Origin of the sequence: Vibrio sp. STUT-A11 (assembly GCF_026000435.1) — a bacterium.
Classification (GTDB): domain Bacteria; phylum Pseudomonadota; class Gammaproteobacteria; order Enterobacterales; family Vibrionaceae; genus Vibrio.
This window is the reverse complement of sequence record NZ_AP026763.1, coordinates 350,843-371,863: the sequence shown is the minus strand read 5'-3', so window position 1 is coordinate 371,863 and position 21,021 is coordinate 350,843. Positions and strand designations below refer to the sequence as shown.

The 21,021-nt window shown below is 46.5% G+C and carries 7 protein-coding genes, 1 tRNA gene, 3 rRNA genes, 1 pseudogene and 1 riboswitch; of the genes and pseudogenes, 6 read left to right on the top strand and 6 right to left on the bottom strand.

The genetic code is table 11. The features are described 5' to 3' along the window. Positions 1–133: 133 nt before the first annotated feature. Both uvrA and OO774_RS01730 read left to right on the top strand, forming a co-directional pair. Complete coding sequence (gene uvrA / locus OO774_RS01735) at positions 134–2,956, top strand: excinuclease ABC subunit UvrA (protein ID WP_264904141.1); 2,823 nt, start codon at positions 134–136, stop codon at positions 2,954–2,956. Positions 2,957–3,023: 67 nt separating this feature from the next. Then, the gene (locus tag OO774_RS01730) at positions 3,024–4,802 is read left to right on the top strand and encodes a PglL family O-oligosaccharyltransferase (protein WP_264904140.1); all 1,779 of its coding nucleotides are present in this window, start codon (positions 3,024–3,026) and stop codon (positions 4,800–4,802) included. Positions 4,803–4,852: 50 nt separating this feature from the next. Here OO774_RS01730 and OO774_RS01725 read toward each other — a convergent pair whose 3' ends face one another. After that, positions 4,853–5,974: an alanine--glyoxylate aminotransferase family protein gene (locus OO774_RS01725; RefSeq protein WP_264904139.1), complete on the bottom strand. Its 1,122-nt coding sequence runs from the start codon at positions 5,972–5,974 to the stop codon at positions 4,853–4,855. A 228-nt stretch (positions 5,975–6,202) separates the two neighbouring features. After that, positions 6,203–6,381: riboswitch (Lysine riboswitch) on the top strand. A gap of 104 nt (positions 6,382–6,485) precedes the next feature. Here OO774_RS01725 and lysC point away from each other — a divergent pair. Beyond that, positions 6,486–7,838 carry a lysine-sensitive aspartokinase 3 gene (gene lysC, locus OO774_RS01720; protein WP_264904138.1) on the top strand — a complete coding sequence of 451 codons (1,353 nt, stop codon included), beginning with the start codon at positions 6,486–6,488 and terminating at the stop codon, positions 7,836–7,838. Between the two features lie 63 nt (positions 7,839–7,901). Here lysC and metH read toward each other — a convergent pair whose 3' ends face one another. After that, the gene (gene metH, locus OO774_RS01715; RefSeq protein ID WP_264904137.1) at positions 7,902–11,582 is read right to left on the bottom strand and encodes a methionine synthase; all 3,681 of its coding nucleotides are present in this window, start codon (positions 11,580–11,582) and stop codon (positions 7,902–7,904) included. A 192-nt stretch (positions 11,583–11,774) separates the two neighbouring features. Between metH and OO774_RS01710 the strand changes: the two genes are divergently transcribed. The 3 genes and pseudogenes from OO774_RS01710 to OO774_RS01700 all read left to right on the top strand — a co-directional run. After that, complete coding sequence (locus OO774_RS01710; RefSeq protein ID WP_264904136.1) at positions 11,775–13,133, top strand: sodium:proton antiporter; 1,359 nt, start codon at positions 11,775–11,777, stop codon at positions 13,131–13,133. A gap of 127 nt (positions 13,134–13,260) precedes the next feature. Further along, positions 13,261–14,589 (top strand): IS4 family transposase, encoded by a 1,329-nt coding sequence (locus OO774_RS01705; protein WP_264904009.1) that lies wholly within the window; start codon positions 13,261–13,263, stop codon positions 14,587–14,589. A 225-nt stretch (positions 14,590–14,814) separates the two neighbouring features. Continuing rightward, positions 14,815–15,107, top strand: a pseudogene (locus tag OO774_RS01700) (transposase); the annotation flags it as partial. A gap of 308 nt (positions 15,108–15,415) precedes the next feature. On the opposite strand, the gene OO774_RS01695 reads toward OO774_RS01700, so the two are convergent. The 4 genes from OO774_RS01695 to OO774_RS01680 form a co-directional block, all read right to left on the bottom strand. Further along, positions 15,416–15,492 (bottom strand) — tRNA-Asp (locus OO774_RS01695). Between the two features lie 94 nt (positions 15,493–15,586). Further along, positions 15,587–15,703, bottom strand: a 5S ribosomal RNA gene (gene rrf, locus OO774_RS01690). A gap of 110 nt (positions 15,704–15,813) precedes the next feature. Then, a 23S ribosomal RNA gene (locus OO774_RS01685) occupies positions 15,814–18,703 on the bottom strand. 347 nt (positions 18,704–19,050) lie between these two features. Beyond that, positions 19,051–20,603, bottom strand: a 16S ribosomal RNA gene (locus OO774_RS01680). The 16S, 23S and 5S rRNA genes sit together here with 1 tRNA gene alongside, the layout of an rRNA operon. Positions 20,604–21,021: the final 418 nt, after the last annotated feature.

The following is a 21,021-nucleotide window of genomic DNA, read 5'->3' as shown; positions in this document are numbered from 1 at the left end:
CACTTATTCCCACATGATTAAGCCCAGCTCAAATGCTGGGCTTTTATTTACTGTTTTTTTGTCCAGTATTCCTTTGCACATTTATCACACTATGTAATACTTGCCCAACTTGGTTATACATAGAGCAAAAACGATGGATAAAATAGAAGTTCGCGGTGCCCGAACCCATAACCTTAAAAACATCAACCTGACTATTCCTCGCGATAAACTGACGGTTATTACTGGATTAAGTGGTTCCGGTAAATCTTCCCTCGCTTTCGACACCTTATATGCGGAAGGTCAACGACGCTATGTTGAGTCTCTCTCAGCTTATGCGCGTCAGTTTTTGTCTCTTATGGAAAAGCCCGATGTCGATCATATCGAGGGCTTATCACCAGCTATTTCAATCGAACAGAAGTCGACGTCTCATAACCCACGCTCAACCGTAGGTACAATTACCGAAGTCTATGACTACTTACGTCTGCTTTATGCCCGTGTCGGTGAACCTCGCTGTCCGACCCACCACACACCTCTTGCTGCCCAAACCATCAGCCAAATGGTGGATAAAGTATTGGAATTGCCTGAAGGCAGTAAAATGATGCTACTGGCACCCATCGTTAAAGAGCGTAAGGGTGAGCACGTAAAGACGTTAGAAAACCTCGCCGCACAGGGGTTTATCCGCGCCCGAATTGACGGTGAAACTTGCGATCTTTCCGATCCACCGACACTCGAATTACACAAAAAGCACACTATTGAAGTTGTCGTCGATCGTTTTAAAGTTCGTGCGGATCTACAACAACGTTTAGCGGAATCGTTCGAGACCACACTGGAGTTGTCTGGCGGAATTGCTGTCGTCGCGCCAATGGATGGTGACGGTGAAGAGATTATCTTCTCAGCAAACTTTGCTTGTCCGAAATGTGGCTACAGCATGCAGGAATTAGAGCCTAGACTATTCTCATTCAACAACCCTGCGGGAGCTTGTGGGACTTGTGATGGTTTGGGTGTGCAGCAGTATTTTGATCCAAGCAGAGTCATTCAGGATGATTCATTGAGTCTGGCACAAGGTGCAATCCGCGGCTGGGATCAAAAAAATTATTACTACTTCCAGATGCTCACATCGATTGCGGATCACTATGGTTTTGATCTTCATGCGCCGTTTAATTCTCTGCCAAAGAAGACGCAAGAGATCATATTAAAAGGTTCTGGCCGTACGGAAATTGAGTTTAAGTACATTAATGATCGTGGTGACATTCGAGTTAAACGTCATCCATTTGAAGGCATTCTGAACACGCTCGAGCGTCGTTATCGAGACACGGAATCCAACTCTGTTCGTGAAGAATTAGCCAAATATATCTCGACGAAGTCTTGTTCAAGTTGTGGCGGTACACGTCTGCGTCTTGAAGCGCGTAATGTATTTATTGCCGACACGACACTGCCAGAGATCGTAGAACTGAGCATTGCCGATGCCCTGGCCTTCTTCCAGGAACTCAAGCTGGAAGGACAGCGTGCACAGATAGCTGAAAAGGTCATGAAAGAGATCAATGACCGCCTGCAGTTTTTAGTCAATGTGGGGCTAAATTACCTCAACTTATCCCGCAGCGCTGAAACCTTGTCAGGTGGTGAAGCGCAGCGTATTCGCTTGGCAAGCCAAATTGGTGCTGGCCTCGTTGGGGTAATGTATGTACTTGATGAGCCATCGATTGGCCTCCACCAGCGGGATAATGAACGTCTGCTAAAAACACTAACTCACCTGCGCGATCTGGGTAATACTGTTTTAGTTGTGGAACACGATGAAGATGCGATTCGCTGTGCCGACCATGTAATCGACATTGGTCCCGGTGCTGGCGTTCATGGTGGTAATGTCGTAGCAGAAGGCACAATGGCGGAGATCATCGCTAATCCTAATTCACTAACAGGCCAGTATCTTAGTGGTGTAAAAGAGATTGCCGTACCAAAAGAGCGCACTCCTCGCGATCCTAAGAAAACCGTCGAGCTTATTGGTGCAACGGGTAACAACCTGAAAAATGTTAACTTGTCAGTGCCAGTTGGTCTGTTTAGTTGTATTACCGGCGTGTCAGGTTCAGGCAAGTCAACGCTGATTAATGATACTTTCTTCAAGATTGCTCATACCCAATTAAATGGTGCCACAACTGCACATCCATCACCTTTCAAATCGATAAAAGGTCTGGAGCACTTTGATAAAGTCATCGACATCGATCAAAGTCCAATCGGTCGCACACCTCGTTCTAACCCTGCTACGTACACTGGCATTTTTACTCCGATTCGCGAATTGTTTGCTGGGACGCAAGAATCACGTTCACGCGGATACAAGCCAGGACGCTTCAGTTTTAATGTTCGAGGCGGTCGTTGTGAGGCGTGTCAGGGCGATGGCGTAATCAAAGTAGAAATGCACTTTCTGCCGGATGTCTATGTTCCTTGTGATGTATGTAAGGGCAAGCGATACAACCGTGAAACGTTGGAAGTTCGCTACAAAGGCAAAACGATTGATGAAGTTTTGGAGATGACGGTAGAAGACGCTCGCGAGTTTTTTGAACCCGTACCGGTCATTGCACGTAAACTGCAAACTTTAATGGATGTAGGCCTGTCTTATATACGCCTTGGTCAAGCGGCAACAACACTGTCCGGCGGCGAAGCACAACGGGTGAAACTGGCCAGAGAATTATCCAAACGTGATACTGGCAAAACGCTCTACATTCTGGATGAGCCAACCACAGGCCTGCACTTTCATGACATCCAGCAATTATTATCGGTACTGCACCGTCTGCGTGATCACGGCAACACTGTCGTGGTCATCGAACATAATCTGGACGTAATAAAAACAGCCGACTGGGTTATCGATCTCGGCCCTGAAGGTGGCCAAGGCGGTGGAGAGATCATTGCTCAAGGCACACCTGAAGATGTGTCTTTGGTCGAAGGATCACACACAGCGCGCTTCCTTAGTCCTATGTTGAAATAGAAAAAACAGGTAAAGTACCAAGACCAGCCATTGCTGGTCTTTTTTCATTCAAAACAACGCAATGTCTATGGCAACTATACATGTAAGTGGAACAAGGCTTTCACCACAAAAAGTTCAGGCTCCTCTCAATCGCAAGTTTCTCCTCTCTTTGGCAGTACTGTTTGTACTGGCAATGCACTTTTTTATGCCAAATCCAGGTGGTTCAGGATTGGCGTTATCCTTCAATGTGACTTCCTGGATAGCGTTTAGCTTTGTGTTAGGGATTGGCTGTTATCAACTCGCCCGCAATCAAGCGTTAAGATATTCAAAACTGACTATCGGCTTGTTTATCAGCGTCATCATTATGACCGTTCCGATTTTTTATCCAAATGCGAATAGTCACTTAGCCGCCAACAAACTTATTGGCCTGTGGAGTGGCTTACTATTTTTCGTTGTATTGCAGCAATTCCATTTCAGCAATAAGCATCGTCAACGAATCTTGTGGTTTATCGTGTTGGCTGTTGTGATCGAAGCCATTTTCGGTCTGACACAATATCTCTACTTACAACCCGGTAACCCTTTCGGCTACAACACCATCGCCAACCGTCCATATGGCATATTTCAGCAACCCAATGTCATGGCCAGCTTTCTCGCAACAGGTTTAGTCATTGCCAGTTACTTACTGGCACGTCAGCCATACAAGTACGATCGCAAGCTCAGTGATGTCTATTTACTCTATGCCGTACCCGTTTTAACCATCCCTTTGATCGTTGCTCTTGCCTCACGAACTGGTTGGCTGGCTTCTCTGTTCGCGGTCCTGCTGATTCTCCCGTACATGTACCGCTACAATACCAAACGACGCTTCACTCATTGGGTGATTTCTCTTGTGACAGGTCTGCTGTTATCCGTTGTGGTCATGCACATCGCTTTTCCTCAAGGCAACGGTTTAGCGGCAGAGAAAGTTAACATGGAGTCAGCTCGTACTTACACTTTCCCGCAAACCTTAGATATGGTGATTGAAAAGCCGTTCACCGGATATGGCTACGGAAAGTTTGAGTCAGAGTACATGCTTTACACCGCTCGCCAACATGCGTTAAACGAGAAATACCCTGCTGGGTTACCCGCAATGGATCACCCGCACAATGAATTATTGTATTGGGCCGTAGAAGGTGGGTTACTGCCTGTTTTAGGTATCTTCTTGGTTATGACATTAGTGCTGCACAGAATCTATCAGGCCAAACGGGGGACACGTTTAGCGTTAGTGGCATTGTTTATTCCAATTGTGCTGCACTCTCAGCTTGAATACCCGTTTTATCACTCGTTAGTGCATTGGGTGATCTTTATCATCCTGCTTTATTGGGTGGATCAGCGAGTTGCGCGTTATCGCCAGGTCGGTTTCACTAAAATCACCAAAAGTTTGCTACGCATAGTAAGCTTATCTCTGCCTGCCGTGTTTACGTTCTACATGGTGAGTGCCTTACACACCAATTACATATTGACGAAATTTGAAACAACACGCCCGACGAACCCAGATATTCTGAATCAGGTCAGCAATCCAGTGGTCTGGAAAGATAGATTCGACTGGGATGTGTACAGCACTTTCCTCAATATCGGTTTACATAAACAGGATCCAAGCTTGATTCAGCCATATATTGACTGGTCATTGAGCATCATTAAAGATAAGCCACGCCCAGCTTTCTATAACAATTTGATCTTGGCTTATCAGGGGCTAAACGACAGCAGTAAAGCGGAACAAATTCGTGCTGAGGCGCAGTTCTTATTCCCTCAGGTAGATTTCAGTAAAGTAAATTACCAGCCACTATCACAAGCTCAATCTGCTTCACCTGAGCAGTCAGACGAGCAGTAAAGAAACGAAAAAAGCGAAGGATAACCTTCGCTTTTTTACTTCAGATGTCGCTACTCTGTTAGCGACTCTTCCAGCGCTTTCAAACATAGAGCAACGTTTTCTGGACGAGCTGCATAGCCCATCAAGCCAATACGCCACGCTTTACCTGCCAACGCACCAAGACCAGCGCCAATTTCCAGGTTGTAGGTTTCTAGTAAGTGAGCTCGAACCTTCGCTTCATCAATGCCTTCCGGTACGTAAACGGCATTTAATTGAGGTAAGCGATATGCTTCTTCTACAACGAATTCAAAACCGAGTTTTTGTAGGCCGTCTTTCAGTTTCTCATGCATCAATTGGTGACGAGCCCAGGCATTTTCCAAGCCTTCATTTTGCAGAATCAATAACGATTCATGCAAAGCATACAGGCTATTCACTGGTGCGGTATGATGGTAGCTACGTTTACCTTCTCCGCTCCAGTAACCAAGCACTAAGCTTTGGTCAAGGAACCAGCTCTGAACAGGTGTTGTTCTCGATTGAATTTTATCAATTGCCGCCTGAGAAAATGTCACCGGAGACAAGCCAGGAACGCATGACAAACATTTTTGGCTGCCTGAGTACACCGCATCCAATTGCCATTCATCGACTTTTAACGGTACCCCACCTAATGACGTAACCGCATCAACAATAGATAGCGCATTGTGCTGTTTGGCTAATTGGCCCAAAGCTTGAGCATCGCTGACCGCACCTGTCGAGGTTTCTGCATGAACAAACGCCAAAATTTTTGTATCAGGGTGCTGTTGCAGTGCTTGTTCTACTTTATCGACAGAGACTGGCGCGCCCCACTCGTCATCAACCAAAACAACTTCACCACCAGCACGAACGACGTTTTCACGCATGCGCTCACCAAAAACACCATTTCGGCATACGATAACTTTGTCACCTTTCTCGATAAGGTTAACAAAGCACGCTTCCATGCCTGCACTACCTGGTGCAGAGACGGCAATCGTGAATTCGTTTTCTGTCTGGAAAGCATATTTAAGCAGTTGTTTTAACTCATCCATCATGGCAATAAATAGAGGGTCCAGGTGACCAACCGTTGGGCGACTTAGCGCTTGTAGTACTTGCGGGTAAATATCCGAAGGGCCAGGTCCCATTAAGATACGATGAGGGGGGATAAAGCTTTGGATCGGCATGTGAGCTCCTTTGTTTGACGTTACTTAACCCGAGTGAGGACAATAGTTTTTAGTATTTTGAGTAAGTCTCGGGGATCAAAGAACTCACACTAATGGATTTTGTAGGGCTCGGCAATTAGCCTTATGTATTGAGTTCACACCACTGTCACAAATTCGCTAATAAAAAATTGCAGGATCATTGAAATATTCATTGACATTATGACGCCAAAACCGTTCAATGTTTGAGCTTTATGTAGAAGAGGAGCACTACCCAGGTAGATGATTTGTGGAGCCTCAATTCCAATACCAATCATTCAGGGGGAGTAGTGCCGAGGTAAGTCAAATTTGCAGGGTTTGACTTGTCGGTTGACGTGGGTTGAATCCCATCAACTGTCATCAGCATTGTCTGATGAAGAGCTTCTGAGGGTAAAATATTTCAAATATCATTCTAAGTACCTCTCTTTTTGCTCTGTTCCTTTCCTCACTAATATATCGGATATATCTTACTTTTAGGAAGTCGTGGGAGAACGCAGTGAGCGCATTTAACGTAGCAAAATTCGGTGGAACCAGTGTTGCCAATTTCGAGGCAATGAGCCGTTGTGCCGCCATTATTGAAAACAATCCAAATACTCGCCTTGTCGTTAGCAGCGCTTGCTCTGGTGTCACCAACCTACTGGTAGAACTTGCCAATGGTGTTCAGGATCAGGAGCAGCGTGCCGAGTTGCTGCGTAAGCTAGCAGAAATTCATGATGACATCCTTAGTCAGCTAAGAGATGCAGCAGAAGCAAGCGCAGAGGTGTACGCTATCCTTGATACGGTAACCAGCCTTGCAGAAGCGGCGTCTATCCAAGCTAGCGCTAAACTGACGGACCATTTAGTGGCGTGTGGTGAGCTAATGTCGACGCACATTCTGGCTCAACTGATGAGAGAGCGTGGTATCAATGCGGTACGTTTCGATATTCGTGATGTATTGAGAACTGACGCGAACTTCGGACGTGCTGAGCCAAATGTCGAAGCGATTTCTCAACTGGCACAAGAAAAGTTAGTACCAGTCTGTCAGGAGTCAGTCGTCATCACCCAGGGCTTCATCGGCTCAGACAAAGAAGGTAATACAACCACATTAGGTCGTGGTGGCAGTGATTACAGTGCCGCACTCATTGCTGAAGGCGTAAAAGCTTCTGGCTTAGAAATCTGGACCGACGTTCCGGGCATCTACACAACAGACCCACGTATTGCGCCAAAAGCGTCACCAATCCCAGAGATCAGCTTTAGTGAAGCGTCAGAAATGGCAAACTTCGGTGCCAAGATCCTCCACCCTTCTACACTGGTTCCAGCACTACGCCACGACATTCCGGTGTTTGTTGGCTCTTCTAAAGATCCAGAGGCAGGTGGCACATGGATTCGTCACCAAGTAGAAAGCTCGCCGCTATACCGAGCTCTTGCATTGCGTTGCAACCAGACTATGGTCACTCTACGTAGTGCAAGCATGTTCCATGCATACGGCTTCCTGGCTAAAGTGTTCGAGATTCTGGCTAAACACAAAATTTCAGTGGACCTGATTACCACTTCAGAAATCAGTGTTTCGTTAACCCTAGACCAAACAGATACCTCTGGTGGTGCACCACAGCTACCTCAAGCCGTAAGAGAAGAACTAGAAGAGTTGTGTAAAGTAGAAGTAGAGCACGACCTATGCTTGGTAGCTCTTATCGGAAACAACATGAGCGGCAGCAAGGGATACGCCAAACAAGTATTCGGTACATTAGAAGACTTTAACCTGCGTATGATTTGCTACGGTGCGAGCCCGCATAACTTGTGCTTCCTACTGCACAAGTCAGAGTCGCAACAGGCGATTCAAAAACTGCATGCTGAGCTTTTTGAAAAATAAACACAGTTCATCTCACAATATAAAAAGGGCTGCCGAATGGCAGCCCTTTCTCTTTCCGTTGGATTAACCGTTAATATTCGGACCTAACCATTTTTCTGCTTCAAGCCTGTCCCAACCTTTACGTTCAGCGTAGCTTTCTAACTGATCTTCCTGGATCTGCGCGATCGCAAAGTAGCGAGAATCCGGATGAGAGAAGTACCAACCAGACACCGAGGCTCCTGGGTACATGGCATAGCTGGATGTCAAAGACATACCGATATTCTCTTCTACGTTCAGAAGATCCCATAACGGTCCTTTTTCCGTATGCTCTGGGCATGCTGGGTAGCCAGGCGCAGGTCGAATACCTTGGTATTTTTCACGGATTAGCTCATCGTTAGATAAATTCTCATCTTCAGCATAACCCCAGATTTCTTTACGCACATGCTCATGCAGATATTCAGCAAAAGCTTCTGCCAGACGATCGGCCACCGCTTGGATCATAATGGCATTATAATCATCACCCTTAGCCTTATACTCATCCGCAAGTTCACGCTCGCCAATTCCACCAGTGACCGCAAACGCGCCAATCCAGTCGTGCTTACCCGAGTCTTTTGGTGCGACATAATCAGACAAGCAGTAGTTAAAGCCTTTTGGTTTCTCAGTTTGCTGGCGAAGGTTACACAGGACTTTCGCGACTTCTGAACGCGATTCATCCGTGTACACTTCAATGTCATCTCCCACACTTGCCGCAGGGAACAGACCACACATGCCTCGTGCTTTCATCAGACCTTCGTTTTCAACACGATCAAGGAGTTCATTAGCATCATGGAACAAACGCTTTGCTTCTTCACCCACTTCTTCGTGATCGAAAATCGATGGGTATTTACCAACAAGTGACCAGGTCATAAAGAACGGGGTCCAGTCGATGTACTTACGCAAGGTTGCGACATCAAAATCGTCGAAAATATGAATCCCTGATTGTTTTGGTGCTGGAGGTGTATACGCCTTCCAGTCAATTGCCACTTTGTTTGCGCGAGCTTCTTCCAGAGTGACTGGCTTGGTTCGTGGCTTTTTACGATTGTGTTGATCACGCACACGCTCGTAGTCGGCATTTAATTTTTCGACGAAATCAGGTCGACGTTCATCAGACAATAGTGACGTACAAACACCTACGGCACGTGAAGCATTGTTGACGTAAACGACCGGATGTTTGTAGTTCTGTTCAATTTTAACCGCAGTATGCGCTTTCGACGTTGTCGCGCCGCCAATCAGCAATGGCAGATCAAAGTCAAGACGCTCCATCTCTTTAGCTACATGAACCATCTCATCTAATGACGGAGTAATCAGACCCGACAGACCGATAATATCGACGTTCTCTTCTTTAGCGACTTTAAGGATCTTTTCACACGGCACCATAACGCCAAGATCGATGATCTCGTAGTTGTTACATTGCAATACAACGCCGACGATATTTTTACCGATATCGTGTACATCGCCTTTTACCGTCGCGAGTAAGATCTTACCGTTGGTCTGACCGACCTGCTTCTCTGCGTCGATAAATGGTTCTAAATGAGCAACCGCCTGTTTCATTACACGCGCCGACTTCACGACCTGAGGAAGGAACATCTTACCTTCACCAAACAAGTCGCCGACCACGTTCATACCATCCATCAATGGGCCTTCGATGACCTCTAATGGTTTAGACGCATTAACACGAGCTTCTTCAGTGTCTTCAACGATAAACTCGGTAATGCCCTTAACTAGAGCATGTTCTAAACGTTTTTCGACTGGCCAAGTTCTCCACTCCAGTGCAGAGGCATCTTCCTCTTTACCCACACCTTTATCAGCGTATTCTGAAGCGATATCCAAAAGCCTTTCAGTAGCATCATCACGACGGTTAAGAACGACATCTTCTACCGCTTCGCGCAGCTTTTCAGGTACGTTATCGTAAATCTCCAGCTGACCAGCGTTAACGATGCCCATATCCATACCGTTTTTGAAACAGTGGTAAAGGAATACGGCATGAATCGCTTCACGAACGTAGTTATTGCCACGGAAAGAGAACGAAACGTTAGACACACCACCAGATATCATCGCATGCGGCAGGTCACGTTTGATGTCGCCAACCGCTTCGATAAAATCGACAGCGTAGTTGTTGTGCTCATCGATACCTGTTGCAACCGCAAAAATATTTGGGTCAAAGATAATATCTTCTGGTGGGAAGCCAACTTCATCAACCAAGATACGGTAAGCATTGGTACAAATTTCAATTTTGCGTTCACGTGTATCTGCTTGTCCGACTTCATCGAATGCCATCACGATAACAGCGGCACCATAGCGGCGAATCAGTTTGGCCTGCTCGACAAACTTCTCTTTACCTTCTTTTAGAGAAATCGAGTTCACGATGCCTTTACCCTGAATACATTTCAGGCCGGCTTCGATGACTTCCCACTTAGAAGAGTCAACCATGATAGGCACTTTGGATATTTCAGGCTCAGAAGCACACAGGTTCAGGAAGCGAACCATACATGCCTCTGCATCCAGCATGCCTTCATCCATGTTGATATCGATGATTTGCGCGCCGTTTTCCACTTGCTGACGAGCAACATCGAGTGCTTCATCATATAACTCTTCTTTGATTAAGCGCTTAAAGCGAGCTGAACCCGTTACGTTAGTACGTTCACCAACGTTAATAAACAAGGATTCTTTCTCGATGGTCAGTGGCTCTAGGCCAGATAAACGGCATGCAACCTGAAGCTCTGGTAACTGACGAGGAGTAACCTGATTAACAGCTTCTGCCATTTGGCGGATATGTTCAGGCGTTGTACCACAACAGCCGCCAATTAAGTTCAAGAATCCACTTTCAGCCCACTCTTTAACATGCTTCGCCATATCTTCAGGAGACAAGTCATATTCACCGAATGCATTTGGCAACCCGGCATTAGGGTGAGCAGACACGAAAGATTCAGATATGCGTGAAAGTTCTTCGACATATGGGCGCAGTTCATCAGGGCCAAGCGCACAGTTTAAGCCAAATGAGATAGGCCTCACGTGGCGTAATGAATTGTAAAAGGCTTCCGTCGTTTGACCAGATAGTGTTCGGCCAGATGCATCGGTAATGGTGCCAGAGATCATCACTGGAAGCTCGATACCAAGCTCTTCAAATACTGAATCCACAGCGAATGCACACGCTTTCGCATTCAAGGTATCAAAGATTGTTTCGATAAGAATTAAGTCTGAACCACCTTTGATTAAGGCTCGAGTAGATTCAGAGTAAGCTTCGACCAATTCATCAAAACTCACATTGCGGTAACCAGGATCGTTTACATCCGGAGAGATAGAACACGTACGGTTGGTTGGGCCCAGAACACCTGCAACATAGCGCGGCTTTTCCGGCGTTTTAGCCGTCCATTCATCCGCCACCTCACGAGCTAACTTTGCAGCTGCAAAGTTTATCTCCTCACTTAGGCTTTCCATATCGTAGTCAGCCATCGCGATAGTGGTCGCATTAAAGGTGTTGGTTTCTAAGATATCAGCACCAGCTTCGAGGTAAGCGCTGTGTATTTCTTTGATCAATTGAGGCTGACTCAGTACCAACAAGTCGTTGTTACCCTTTAGATCACTGTGCCAGTCCGTAAAGCGCTCTCCTCGATAATCGTGCTCTTCAAGTTTGTATCCCTGAATCATAGTGCCCATACCACCATCAATCAGAAGAATACGTTGCTTCAATTGAGCTTCAATCTGTTGTCTTACATTAGTTCCCACAGTACAGCCTCATTCCTTTCGTTATGCTGTCATCCTATCACACAAACTTCAGGAGTCTAGACGTCTAAATACAGATTTCATGATTATTTTATCGACCTCTTCTCTTATCAAATAATCACGAAAAAATGTTTGCTATTTAAGCAGCATCAGCCGAGAATTCCATTCATAAAATGTTACAAACAGAGTGTTCTAATGTCGGTCTATCATACTTTATGTTTTCTCTCCGCTGCTGCGATGCTAATAGCCTTTGTAAACAGCAAAATAGGAAAGATGCAAACCACCATCGCCATTACCGCAGGTTCAATGGTACTTTCTCTCCTCATCCTAATTGCTGGTCAAAATAACTGGTTCCATCTCACAGAGATAGCGACAGAAACAGTAACCAGAATCAACTTCGAAGACTTCTTGCTCAAAGGTATCCTTGGATTTTTGCTATTTGCAGGCGGCTTAGGAATTAAACTACCAAACCTGAAAGATCAGAAGTGGGAAATCACAGTATTAGCACTCGCAGCCACTCTGTTTTCAACATTCTTCATCGGTTTTGCTCTATATGGAATCTGCTTACTGATCGGAATTAAGTTTGACTTAATTTACTGCCTACTATTCGGTTCATTGATCTCCCCAACTGACCCGATAGCCGTTCTCGCCATTGTGAAAAAATTAGATGCTCCAAAACGTATCTCGACACAAATTGAAGGTGAGTCATTGTTCAATGACGGCTTCGGTCTGGTTATTTTTGTCACCTTATTTACTATCGCATTTGGCACTGAAGCACCTACCGTAGGCAGCGTCACAATGCTCTTTATCCAGGAAGCGATTGGGGGGATCTTTTATGGTTTCCTACTTGGCTTGCTGTTCCACTACTTAATTAGTGCGACCAATGACCACTCAATGGAGCTGCTACTTACTATTGGTGTGCCAACTGCAGGTTATGCTTTCGCAGAATACCTTCACGTTTCAGGCCCATTAGCAATGGTTGTATCTGGGATTATGATTGGCAACTGGACACGCTTTATTGGCTTCTCTAAAGAGAGTGAAGACCACCTCGACCACTTCTGGGAATTGGTCGATGAGTTTCTAAATGGCGTTCTGTTCCTTTTAATCGGTATGTCGATGCTGCTGTTCAAATTCCACCAAGAAGACTGGATCATGATGGCCATCGCCGTACCTCTAGTACTAGCATCACGTTACCTTAGTGTCTTTCTCTCATACATTGGCTTTAAGCGATACAGAAAATATAACCGTTGGTCAGTCAAGATCCTGACCTGGGGTGGCCTGCGTGGTGGTCTAGCGCTTGCAATGGCACTTTCTATCCCGTCAGGAATATGGGTCGTACAAGACAAGTTGATCGACGTAAAAGAGATCATCCTGGTAATGACTTACGCCGTGGTTGTGTTCTCTATTTTGATTCAAGGCTCAACCATTACACCAATGATTGAAAAAGCCAAAGAAGAAGAAAAGAAGATGGAGGAAGAGCGTAACGCTTTAGCCGCCTCCGAAACCAAAGAGCATAGCGTAGTGCAAGAGCCGAAAGAACAGCTTGAATCTTAACTGTCACTCATTACTCAAAAAGCAGCCATCGGCTTAATGCCGATCAGTTAAGCAATAAATGATCGGTTGAACGATCCTCCAACTCGTTTATAAAGGCTCTAAGAATTCAATCTTAGAGCTTTTTCTTTTGCAATTAACTACAGCCTTATCACTTGCTAATCGCTATGCACCAAACACTGAACAGCTGGGAAAGCTAAGTGATATTCTCTCCCCCGATTTTATTAACCAATGCCTTGAAACTACTGGTGTAGCAACTATTCGTAAGCGTCGAATCCCCCTTGATATGGCTGTCTGGTCTGTGATTGCCATGTCTTTGTATCGACAAGAGCCTTTATGGAGCATTGTGTCAAAAGCCCAACTGATGCTACCAGGTAAGAAATCGTTGGTAGCCCCAAGCGCTATTGTTCAAGCTAGACAACGACTAGGAGATGAAGCGGTAAAGCAAGTTTTTCATCAGAGTCAAAGGCTTTGGAATCAAGAGGCACAACACCCCACATGGTCAGGGTTGAAGTTGCTTGCCGTCGATGGTGTGCTTTGGAGAACGCCGGATAGTGATGAAAATCGACAGGCCTTCAAAGCCCCTTCAAATCAGAATGGCGACGCGAGCTTTCCTCAAGTTCGCATGGTATGTCAGATGGAAGTGACCAGTCATATGCTTATTGCTAGTGCTTTCGATAGCTATAAAACGAATGAAATGAAGCTGGCAGAAAACCTAATCGAAACCACTCCAGACAATAGTTTAACGATGTTCGATAGAGGCTTTTTCTCGCTTGGTCTGTTGAATCGCTGGGCTTGCACTGGTCGCGAGCGTCACTGGATGATCCCCATGAGAAAAGGGACTCAATACACGGTAATAAGTAAACTTGGAAGAAACGACAAGCTTGTTGAGTTGAAATCTAACCCTCAAGCCAGGAAAAAGTTCCCAGACCTACCAGAAGCCATACAAGTACGACTGATAACTCGAACAATCAAAGGGAAAGAGGTCAATATCTTCACATCCATGACAGACGCAATGCGTTACCCAAGTTCAGAAATAACGGACTTGTATAGCCATCGTTGGGAGATAGAGGTAGGTTACAGAGAAATGAAATCAGCGCTTCTTAAAAATGAATTTACACTAAGAAGTAAAAAGCCAGAGATGGTTCGCCAAGAGTTATGGGGACTGCTTTTAGCCTACAATATACTGAGGTATCAGATGGTTAACATGGCCTCCAGCATACCTGGTTTATATCCAAACCAACTGAGTTTCACGACTTGTGCTCACGCCATTATTCATCTAATCCATGGCTTCTGGCTAGAATCAGCAGGAACGATACCAAAGAGGATCACTCACTTGATAGAAGAGACCTCTCACCATGTATTGCCTATCAAACGAGAAGATCGGATATACCCGAGGGCCGTCAAAGCAAAAGTCAGAAAATACCCTAATAAAAAGAATGCCAGTCAGCTTAACTGACTGGCATTAGCCATCGGCTGCTTTTTTTAATATGTGCGCACCTTTACCAGCCTAAGCAAGAAAGTGGTCATACTTAATGATAGAGAACCAGAAAACAGGCATCAAACACAAACGCAAACACGCACCGTATGTTTATAAGAACGCATCCAAGGGGCTTCTATTTGCCATCCATGACAAATAGAGTTTGTTTATCGAACCCTGTTCCCTGAATAGTTAATTTTCCAAATTGGTATTATCTCTGATGCTACACCCATGGGAAAACATTCTGTCATCATCATGGATCAAGCGAGCTGGCACCAAAGCTATCTAGGAAAAGAGTACTCAAACGTAACCATTCTCCATATCCCACCGTATTCACAGAGCTCAATCCAATAGAGCAAGTCTGGAGTTGGTTGCGACAGAATGAACTAGCCAACCGATGCTTTGATAGCTATGAAGACATTGTTGATAGTATTTGTACTGCTTGGAATCGATTTGTGGAGAATAAAAGCAGAGTCATCTCATACCAACCTAAGTAAGAAAATGGTCATACTTAATTATAGAGAACCAGAAAACAGGCATCGAACACAAACACGCATGAACCCATCCATGGGGCTTCGATTTGCCATCCATGGCAAATAGAGTTTGTTTATCGAACCCTGTTCCCTGACCTGTTAATTTTCCGGATTGGTATAAGTGGCGGAGTGGACGGGACTCGAACCCGCGCCCCCCGGCGTGACAGGCCGCTTTTTTAAAACAAACAGCTAACCAACTGAACTGCCGCTTCGTAGTAGTATTTTCCCCAAACGTAAAAAAGCCCCAGTCTTTCGACTGAGGCTTCAATAAGTGGCGGAGTGGACGGGACTCGAACCCGCGACCCCCGGCGTGACAGGCCGGTATTCTAACCAACTGAACTACCACTCCGCAGTGGTATCTTTTACTAAATAAAGTCTTAATCTCTAGATGCTTTATTTAGTTTTGCCTTCAGATTTTTAAAAACCTGAAAACAAGGAAGCGAGCCTGGCGATGTCCTACTCTCACATGGGGAAACCCCACACTACCATCGGCGCTATTTCGTTTCACTTCTGAGTTCGGAATGGAAGTCAGGTGGGTCCAAAACGCTATGGTCGCCAAGCAAATTCTTACTCTCTATTTCTAGAGAAAACTTGGAAAGCTGTTGTTAATTCTCGTTTTTACACATTCAATGTTCTTTCATTGAGTCCATCAAAACCCCTTGGGTGTTGTATGGTTAAGCCTCACGGGCAATTAGTACAGGTTAGCTCAACGCCTCACAACGCTTACACACCCTGCCTATCAACGTCGTAGTCTACGACAACCCTTTAGGATACTTAAAGTATCAGGGAGAACTCATCTCAAGGCTCGCTTCCCGCTTAGATGCTTTCAGCGGTTATCGATCCCGAACTTAGCTACCGGGCAATGCGTCTGGCGACACAACCCGAACACCAGAGGTTCGTCCACTCCGGTCCTCTCGTACTAGGAGCAGCCCCTTTCAATTCTCCAACGCCCACGGCAGATAGGGACCGAACTGTCTCACGACGTTCTAAACCCAGCTCGCGTACCACTTTAAATGGCGAACAGCCATACCCTTGGGACCGACTTCAGCCCCAGGATGTGATGAGCCGACATCGAGGTGCCAAACACCGCCGTCGATATGAACTCTTGGGCGGTATCAGCCTGTTATCCCCGGAGTACCTTTTATCCGTTGAGCGATGGCCCTTCCATTCAGAACCACCGGATCACTATGACCTGCTTTCGCACCTGCTCGAATTGTCATTCTCGCAGTCAAGCGGGCTTATGCCATTGCACTAACCTCACGATGTCCAACCGTGATTAGCCCACCTTCGTGCTCCTCCGTTACGCTTTGGGAGGAGACCGCCCCAGTCAAACTACCCACCAGGCACTGTCCTCATCCCCGATGAGGGGACCAAGTTAGAACATCAACACTACAAGGGTGGTATTTCAAGGTCGGCTCCACCAACACTGGCGTGCTGGTTTCAAAGCCTCCCACCTATCCTACACATGTAGGGTCAATGTTCAGTGCCAAGCTGTAGTAAAGGTTCACGGGGTCTTTCCGTCTAGCCGCGGGTACACTGCATCTTCACAGCGATTTCAATTTCACTGAGTCTCGGGTGGAGACAGCGTGGCCATCATTACGCCATTCGTGCAGGTCGGAACTTACCCGACAAGGAATTTCGCTACCTTAGGACCGTTATAGTTACGGCCGCCGTTTACCGGGGCTTCGATCAAGAGCTTCGACCGAAGTCTAACCCCATCAATTAACCTTCCGGCACCGGGCAGGCGTCACACCGTATACGTCATCTTACGATTTTGCACAGTGCTGTGTTTTTAATAAACAGTTGCAGCCACCTGGTATCTGCGACTCTCAATAGCTCCATCCGCAAGGGACTTCACCGTCGAGAGCGTACCTTCTCCCGAAGTTACGGTACCATTTTGCCTAGTTCCTTCACCCGAGTTCTCTCAAGCGCCTTGGTATTCTCTACCCGACCACCTGTGTCGGTTTGGGGTACGATTCCTTACAATCTGAAGCTTAGAGGCTTTTCCTGGAAGCATGGCATCAATGACTTCACATCCGTAGATGCTCGACGTCGTGTCTCAGCCTTAAAGAGAGCCGGATTTACCTAACTCTCAAGCCTACGCACTTGAACCTGGACAACCGTCGCCAGGCCCACCTAGCCTTCTCCGTCCCCCCATCGCAATTGTAAGAAGTACGGGAATATTAACCCGTTTCCCATCGACTACGCCTTTCGGCCTCGCCTTAGGGGTCGACTTACCCTGCCCCGATTAACGTTGGACAGGAACCCTTGGTCTTCCGGCGAGGAGGTTTTTCACCCCCTTTATCGTTACTCATGTCAGCATTCGCACTTCTGATACGTCCAGCATGCGTTACCACACACCTTCAACCGCTTACAGAACGCTCCCCTACCCAATATACAAAAGTATATTGCCGCAGCTTCGGTTTACTACTTAGCCCCGTTACATCTTCCGCGCAGGCCGACTCGACCAGTGAGCTATTACGCTTTCTTTAAATGATGGCTGCTTCTAAGCCAACATCCTGGCTGTCTGAGCCTTCCCACATCGTTTCCCACTTAGTAGTAATTTGGGACCTTAGCTGGCGGTCTGGGTTGTTTCCCTCTCCACGACGGACGTTAGCACCCGCCGTGTGTCTCCCGGATAGTACTTACTGGTATTCGGAGTTTGCAAAGGGTTGGTAAGTCGGGATGACCCCCTAGCCTTAACAGTGCTCTACCCCCAGTAGTATTCGTCCGAGGCGCTACCTAAATAGCTTTCGGGGAGAACCAGCTATCTCCAGGTTTGATTGGCCTTTCACCCCTAGCCACAAGTCATCCGCTAATTTTTCAACATTAGTCGGTTCGGTCCTCCAATTGATGTTACTCAATCTTCAACCTGCCCATGGCTAGATCACCTGGTTTCGGGTCTATATCCAGAGACTGAACGCCCAGTTAAGACTCGGTTTCCCTACGGCTCCCCTAGATGGTTAACCTTGCCACTGAATATAAGTCGCTGACCCATTATACAAAAGGTACGCAGTCACACCACGAAGGTGCTCCTACTGCTTGTACGTACACGGTTTCAGGTTCTATTTCACTCCCCTCACAGGGGTTCTTTTCGCCTTTCCCTCACGGTACTGGTTCACTATCGGTCAGTCAGTAGTATTTAGCCTTGGAGGATGGTCCCCCCATATTCAGACAGGATATCACGTGTCCCGCCCTACTCGATTTCACTGAACACACATCGTCAACTACGGGACTATCACCCTGTATCGTCGGCCTTTCCAGACCGTTCGTCTAACGTGTGTAAAGCTTAAGGGCTAGTCCAATTTCGCTCGCCGCTACTTTCGGAATCTCGGTTGATTTCTTTTCCTCGGGGTACTTAGATGTTTCAGTTCCCCCGGTTCGCCTCGTTATGCTATGTATTCACATAACGATACTTACTTATGTAAGTGGGTTTCCCCATTCGGAAATCCCAGACTCAAGTGGCTTTTACTGCCTAATCTGGGCTTATCGCAAGTTAATACGTCCTTCATCGCCTCTGACTGCCAAGGCATCCACCGTGTACGCTTAGTCACTTAACCATACAACCCGAAGGAGTTTCGAATTGCATTTTGTCTTCACTTTAAAAAGTGAAATCAAACGGTCAAACAACCAAAGTTGCTATCTCATTATTTGAATGAGCGAGATAGCTTTCGATTTTGCCGGACTCAAATATGTTTTGCTTTCGCAAAACCCAAGAACACTTGAATGTGTTTTTAGTTGTATTCAAATACATGAATACTTTGAGAACTTTACAAGTAATCTCCTATCTATTTAAAGACAAGGATTACTTTGTCAGCTTTCCAAATTGTTAAAGAGCTATGTTAGCTACAAGCTTGCGCTTGTGAACTATCAATCTGTGTGGACACTCATCACGATAATCATCGTATAAGGAGGTGATCCAGCGCCAGGTTCCCCTAGCGCTACCTTGTTACGACTTCACCCCAGTCATGAACCACAAAGTGGTAAGCGTCCCCCCGAAGGTTAAACTACCTACTTCTTTTGCAGCCCACTCCCATGGTGTGACGGGCGGTGTGTACAAGGCCCGGGAACGTATTCACCGTGGCATTCTGATCCACGATTACTAGCGATTCCGACTTCATGGAGTCGAGTTGCAGACTCCAATCCGGACTACGACGCACTTTTTGGGATTCGCTCACTTTCGCAAGTTGGCCGCCCTCTGTATGCGCCATTGTAGCACGTGTGTAGCCCTACTCGTAAGGGCCATGATGACTTGACGTCGTCCCCACCTTCCTCCGGTTTATCACCGGCAGTCTCCCTGGAGTTCCCGACATTACTCGCTGGCAAACAAGGATAAGGGTTGCGCTCGTTGCGGGACTTAACCCAACATTTCACAACACGAGCTGACGACAGCCATGCAGCACCTGTCTCAGAGTTCCCGAAGGCACCAATCCATCTCTGGAAAGTTCTCTGGATGTCAAGAGTAGGTAAGGTTCTTCGCGTTGCATCGAATTAAACCACATGCTCCACCGCTTGTGCGGGCCCCCGTCAATTCATTTGAGTTTTAATCTTGCGACCGTACTCCCCAGGCGGTCTACTTAACGCGTTAGCTCCGAAAGCCACGGCTCAAGGCCACAACCTCCAAGTAGACATCGTTTACGGCGTGGACTACCAGGGTATCTAATCCTGTTTGCTCCCCACGCTTTCGCATCTGAGTGTCAGTATCTGTCCAGGGGGCCGCCTTCGCCACCGGTATTCCTTCAGATCTCTACGCATTTCACCGCTACACCTGAAATTCTACCCCCCTCTACAGTACTCTAGTCTGCCAGTTTCAAATGCTATTCCGAGGTTGAGCCCCGGGCTTTCACATCTGACTTAACAAACCACCTGCATGCGCTTTACGCCCAGTAATTCCGATTAACGCTCGCACCCTCCGTATTACCGCGGCTGCTGGCACGGAGTTAGCCGGTGCTTCTTCTGTCGCTAACGTCAAATAATGCATCTATTAAACACACTACCTTCCTCACGACTGAAAGTGCTTTACAACCCGAAGGCCTTCTTCACACACGCGGCATGGCTGCATCAGGCTTGCGCCCATTGTGCAATATTCCCCACTGCTGCCTCCCGTAGGAGTCTGGACCGTGTCTCAGTTCCAGTGTGGCTGATCATCCTCTCAGACCAGCTAGGGATCGTCGCCTTGGTGAGCCCTTACCTCACCAACTAGCTAATCCCACCTAGGCATATCCTGACGCGAGAGGCCCGAAGGTCCCCCTCTTTGGCCCGTAGGCATCATGCGGTATTAGCCATCGTTTCCAATGGTTATCCCCCACATCAGGGCAATTTCCTAGGCATTACTCACCCGTCCGCCGCTCGACGCCGTTATCGTTCCCCGAAGGTTCAGATAACTCGTTTCCGCTCGACTTGCATGTGTTAGGCCTGCCGCCAGCGTTCAATCTGAGCCATGATCAAACTCTTCAATTTAAAGTTTTGTTTGGCTCAATGAATACTGAACATTACATAAAGTAATGTTTGAATTGACTGTGCTGAATCTTTCGATTCAATGGTCACTTCGTTTCATTGAAACCTAATTTGAAGCCTAAGCTTCTAATTGGATTATCATCAACGAGTGCCCACACAGATTGATAGGTTCTTATTTTTAAAGAGCAACTCTTCTTTGCGACTTGCATCACTTCGGAAGAGGCGGCCATTTTAGCGAGATAATTTTCTGTGTCAAACACTTTTTTGCTTTTTATTTTACTTTTTAAAAGTAAAGGCAATTAACTATTTCGCTTTTCTTTTTGACCTTGCCGACTTTGCTTGAACCCTTATGAGCGCTTGCCCTGTCGACGAGGTGGCATTATAGAGATCGCGTTCACGTTGGCAAGCGTTATTTTACAAA

What these genes read in the sequence shown, in the direction of transcription:
- uvrA (WP_264904141.1), top strand. Translation starts at nt 134, where the DNA reads ATGGATAAAATAGAAGTTCGCGGTGCCCGAACCCATAACCTTAAAAAC.
- OO774_RS01730 (WP_264904140.1), top strand. Translation starts at nt 3,024, where the DNA reads ATGGCAACTATACATGTAAGTGGAACAAGGCTTTCACCACAAAAAGTT.
- OO774_RS01725 (WP_264904139.1), bottom strand. Translation starts at nt 5,974, where the DNA reads ATGCCGATCCAAAGCTTTATCCCCCCTCATCGTATCTTAATGGGACCT.
- OO774_RS01710 (WP_264904136.1), top strand. Translation starts at nt 11,775, where the DNA reads ATGTCGGTCTATCATACTTTATGTTTTCTCTCCGCTGCTGCGATGCTA.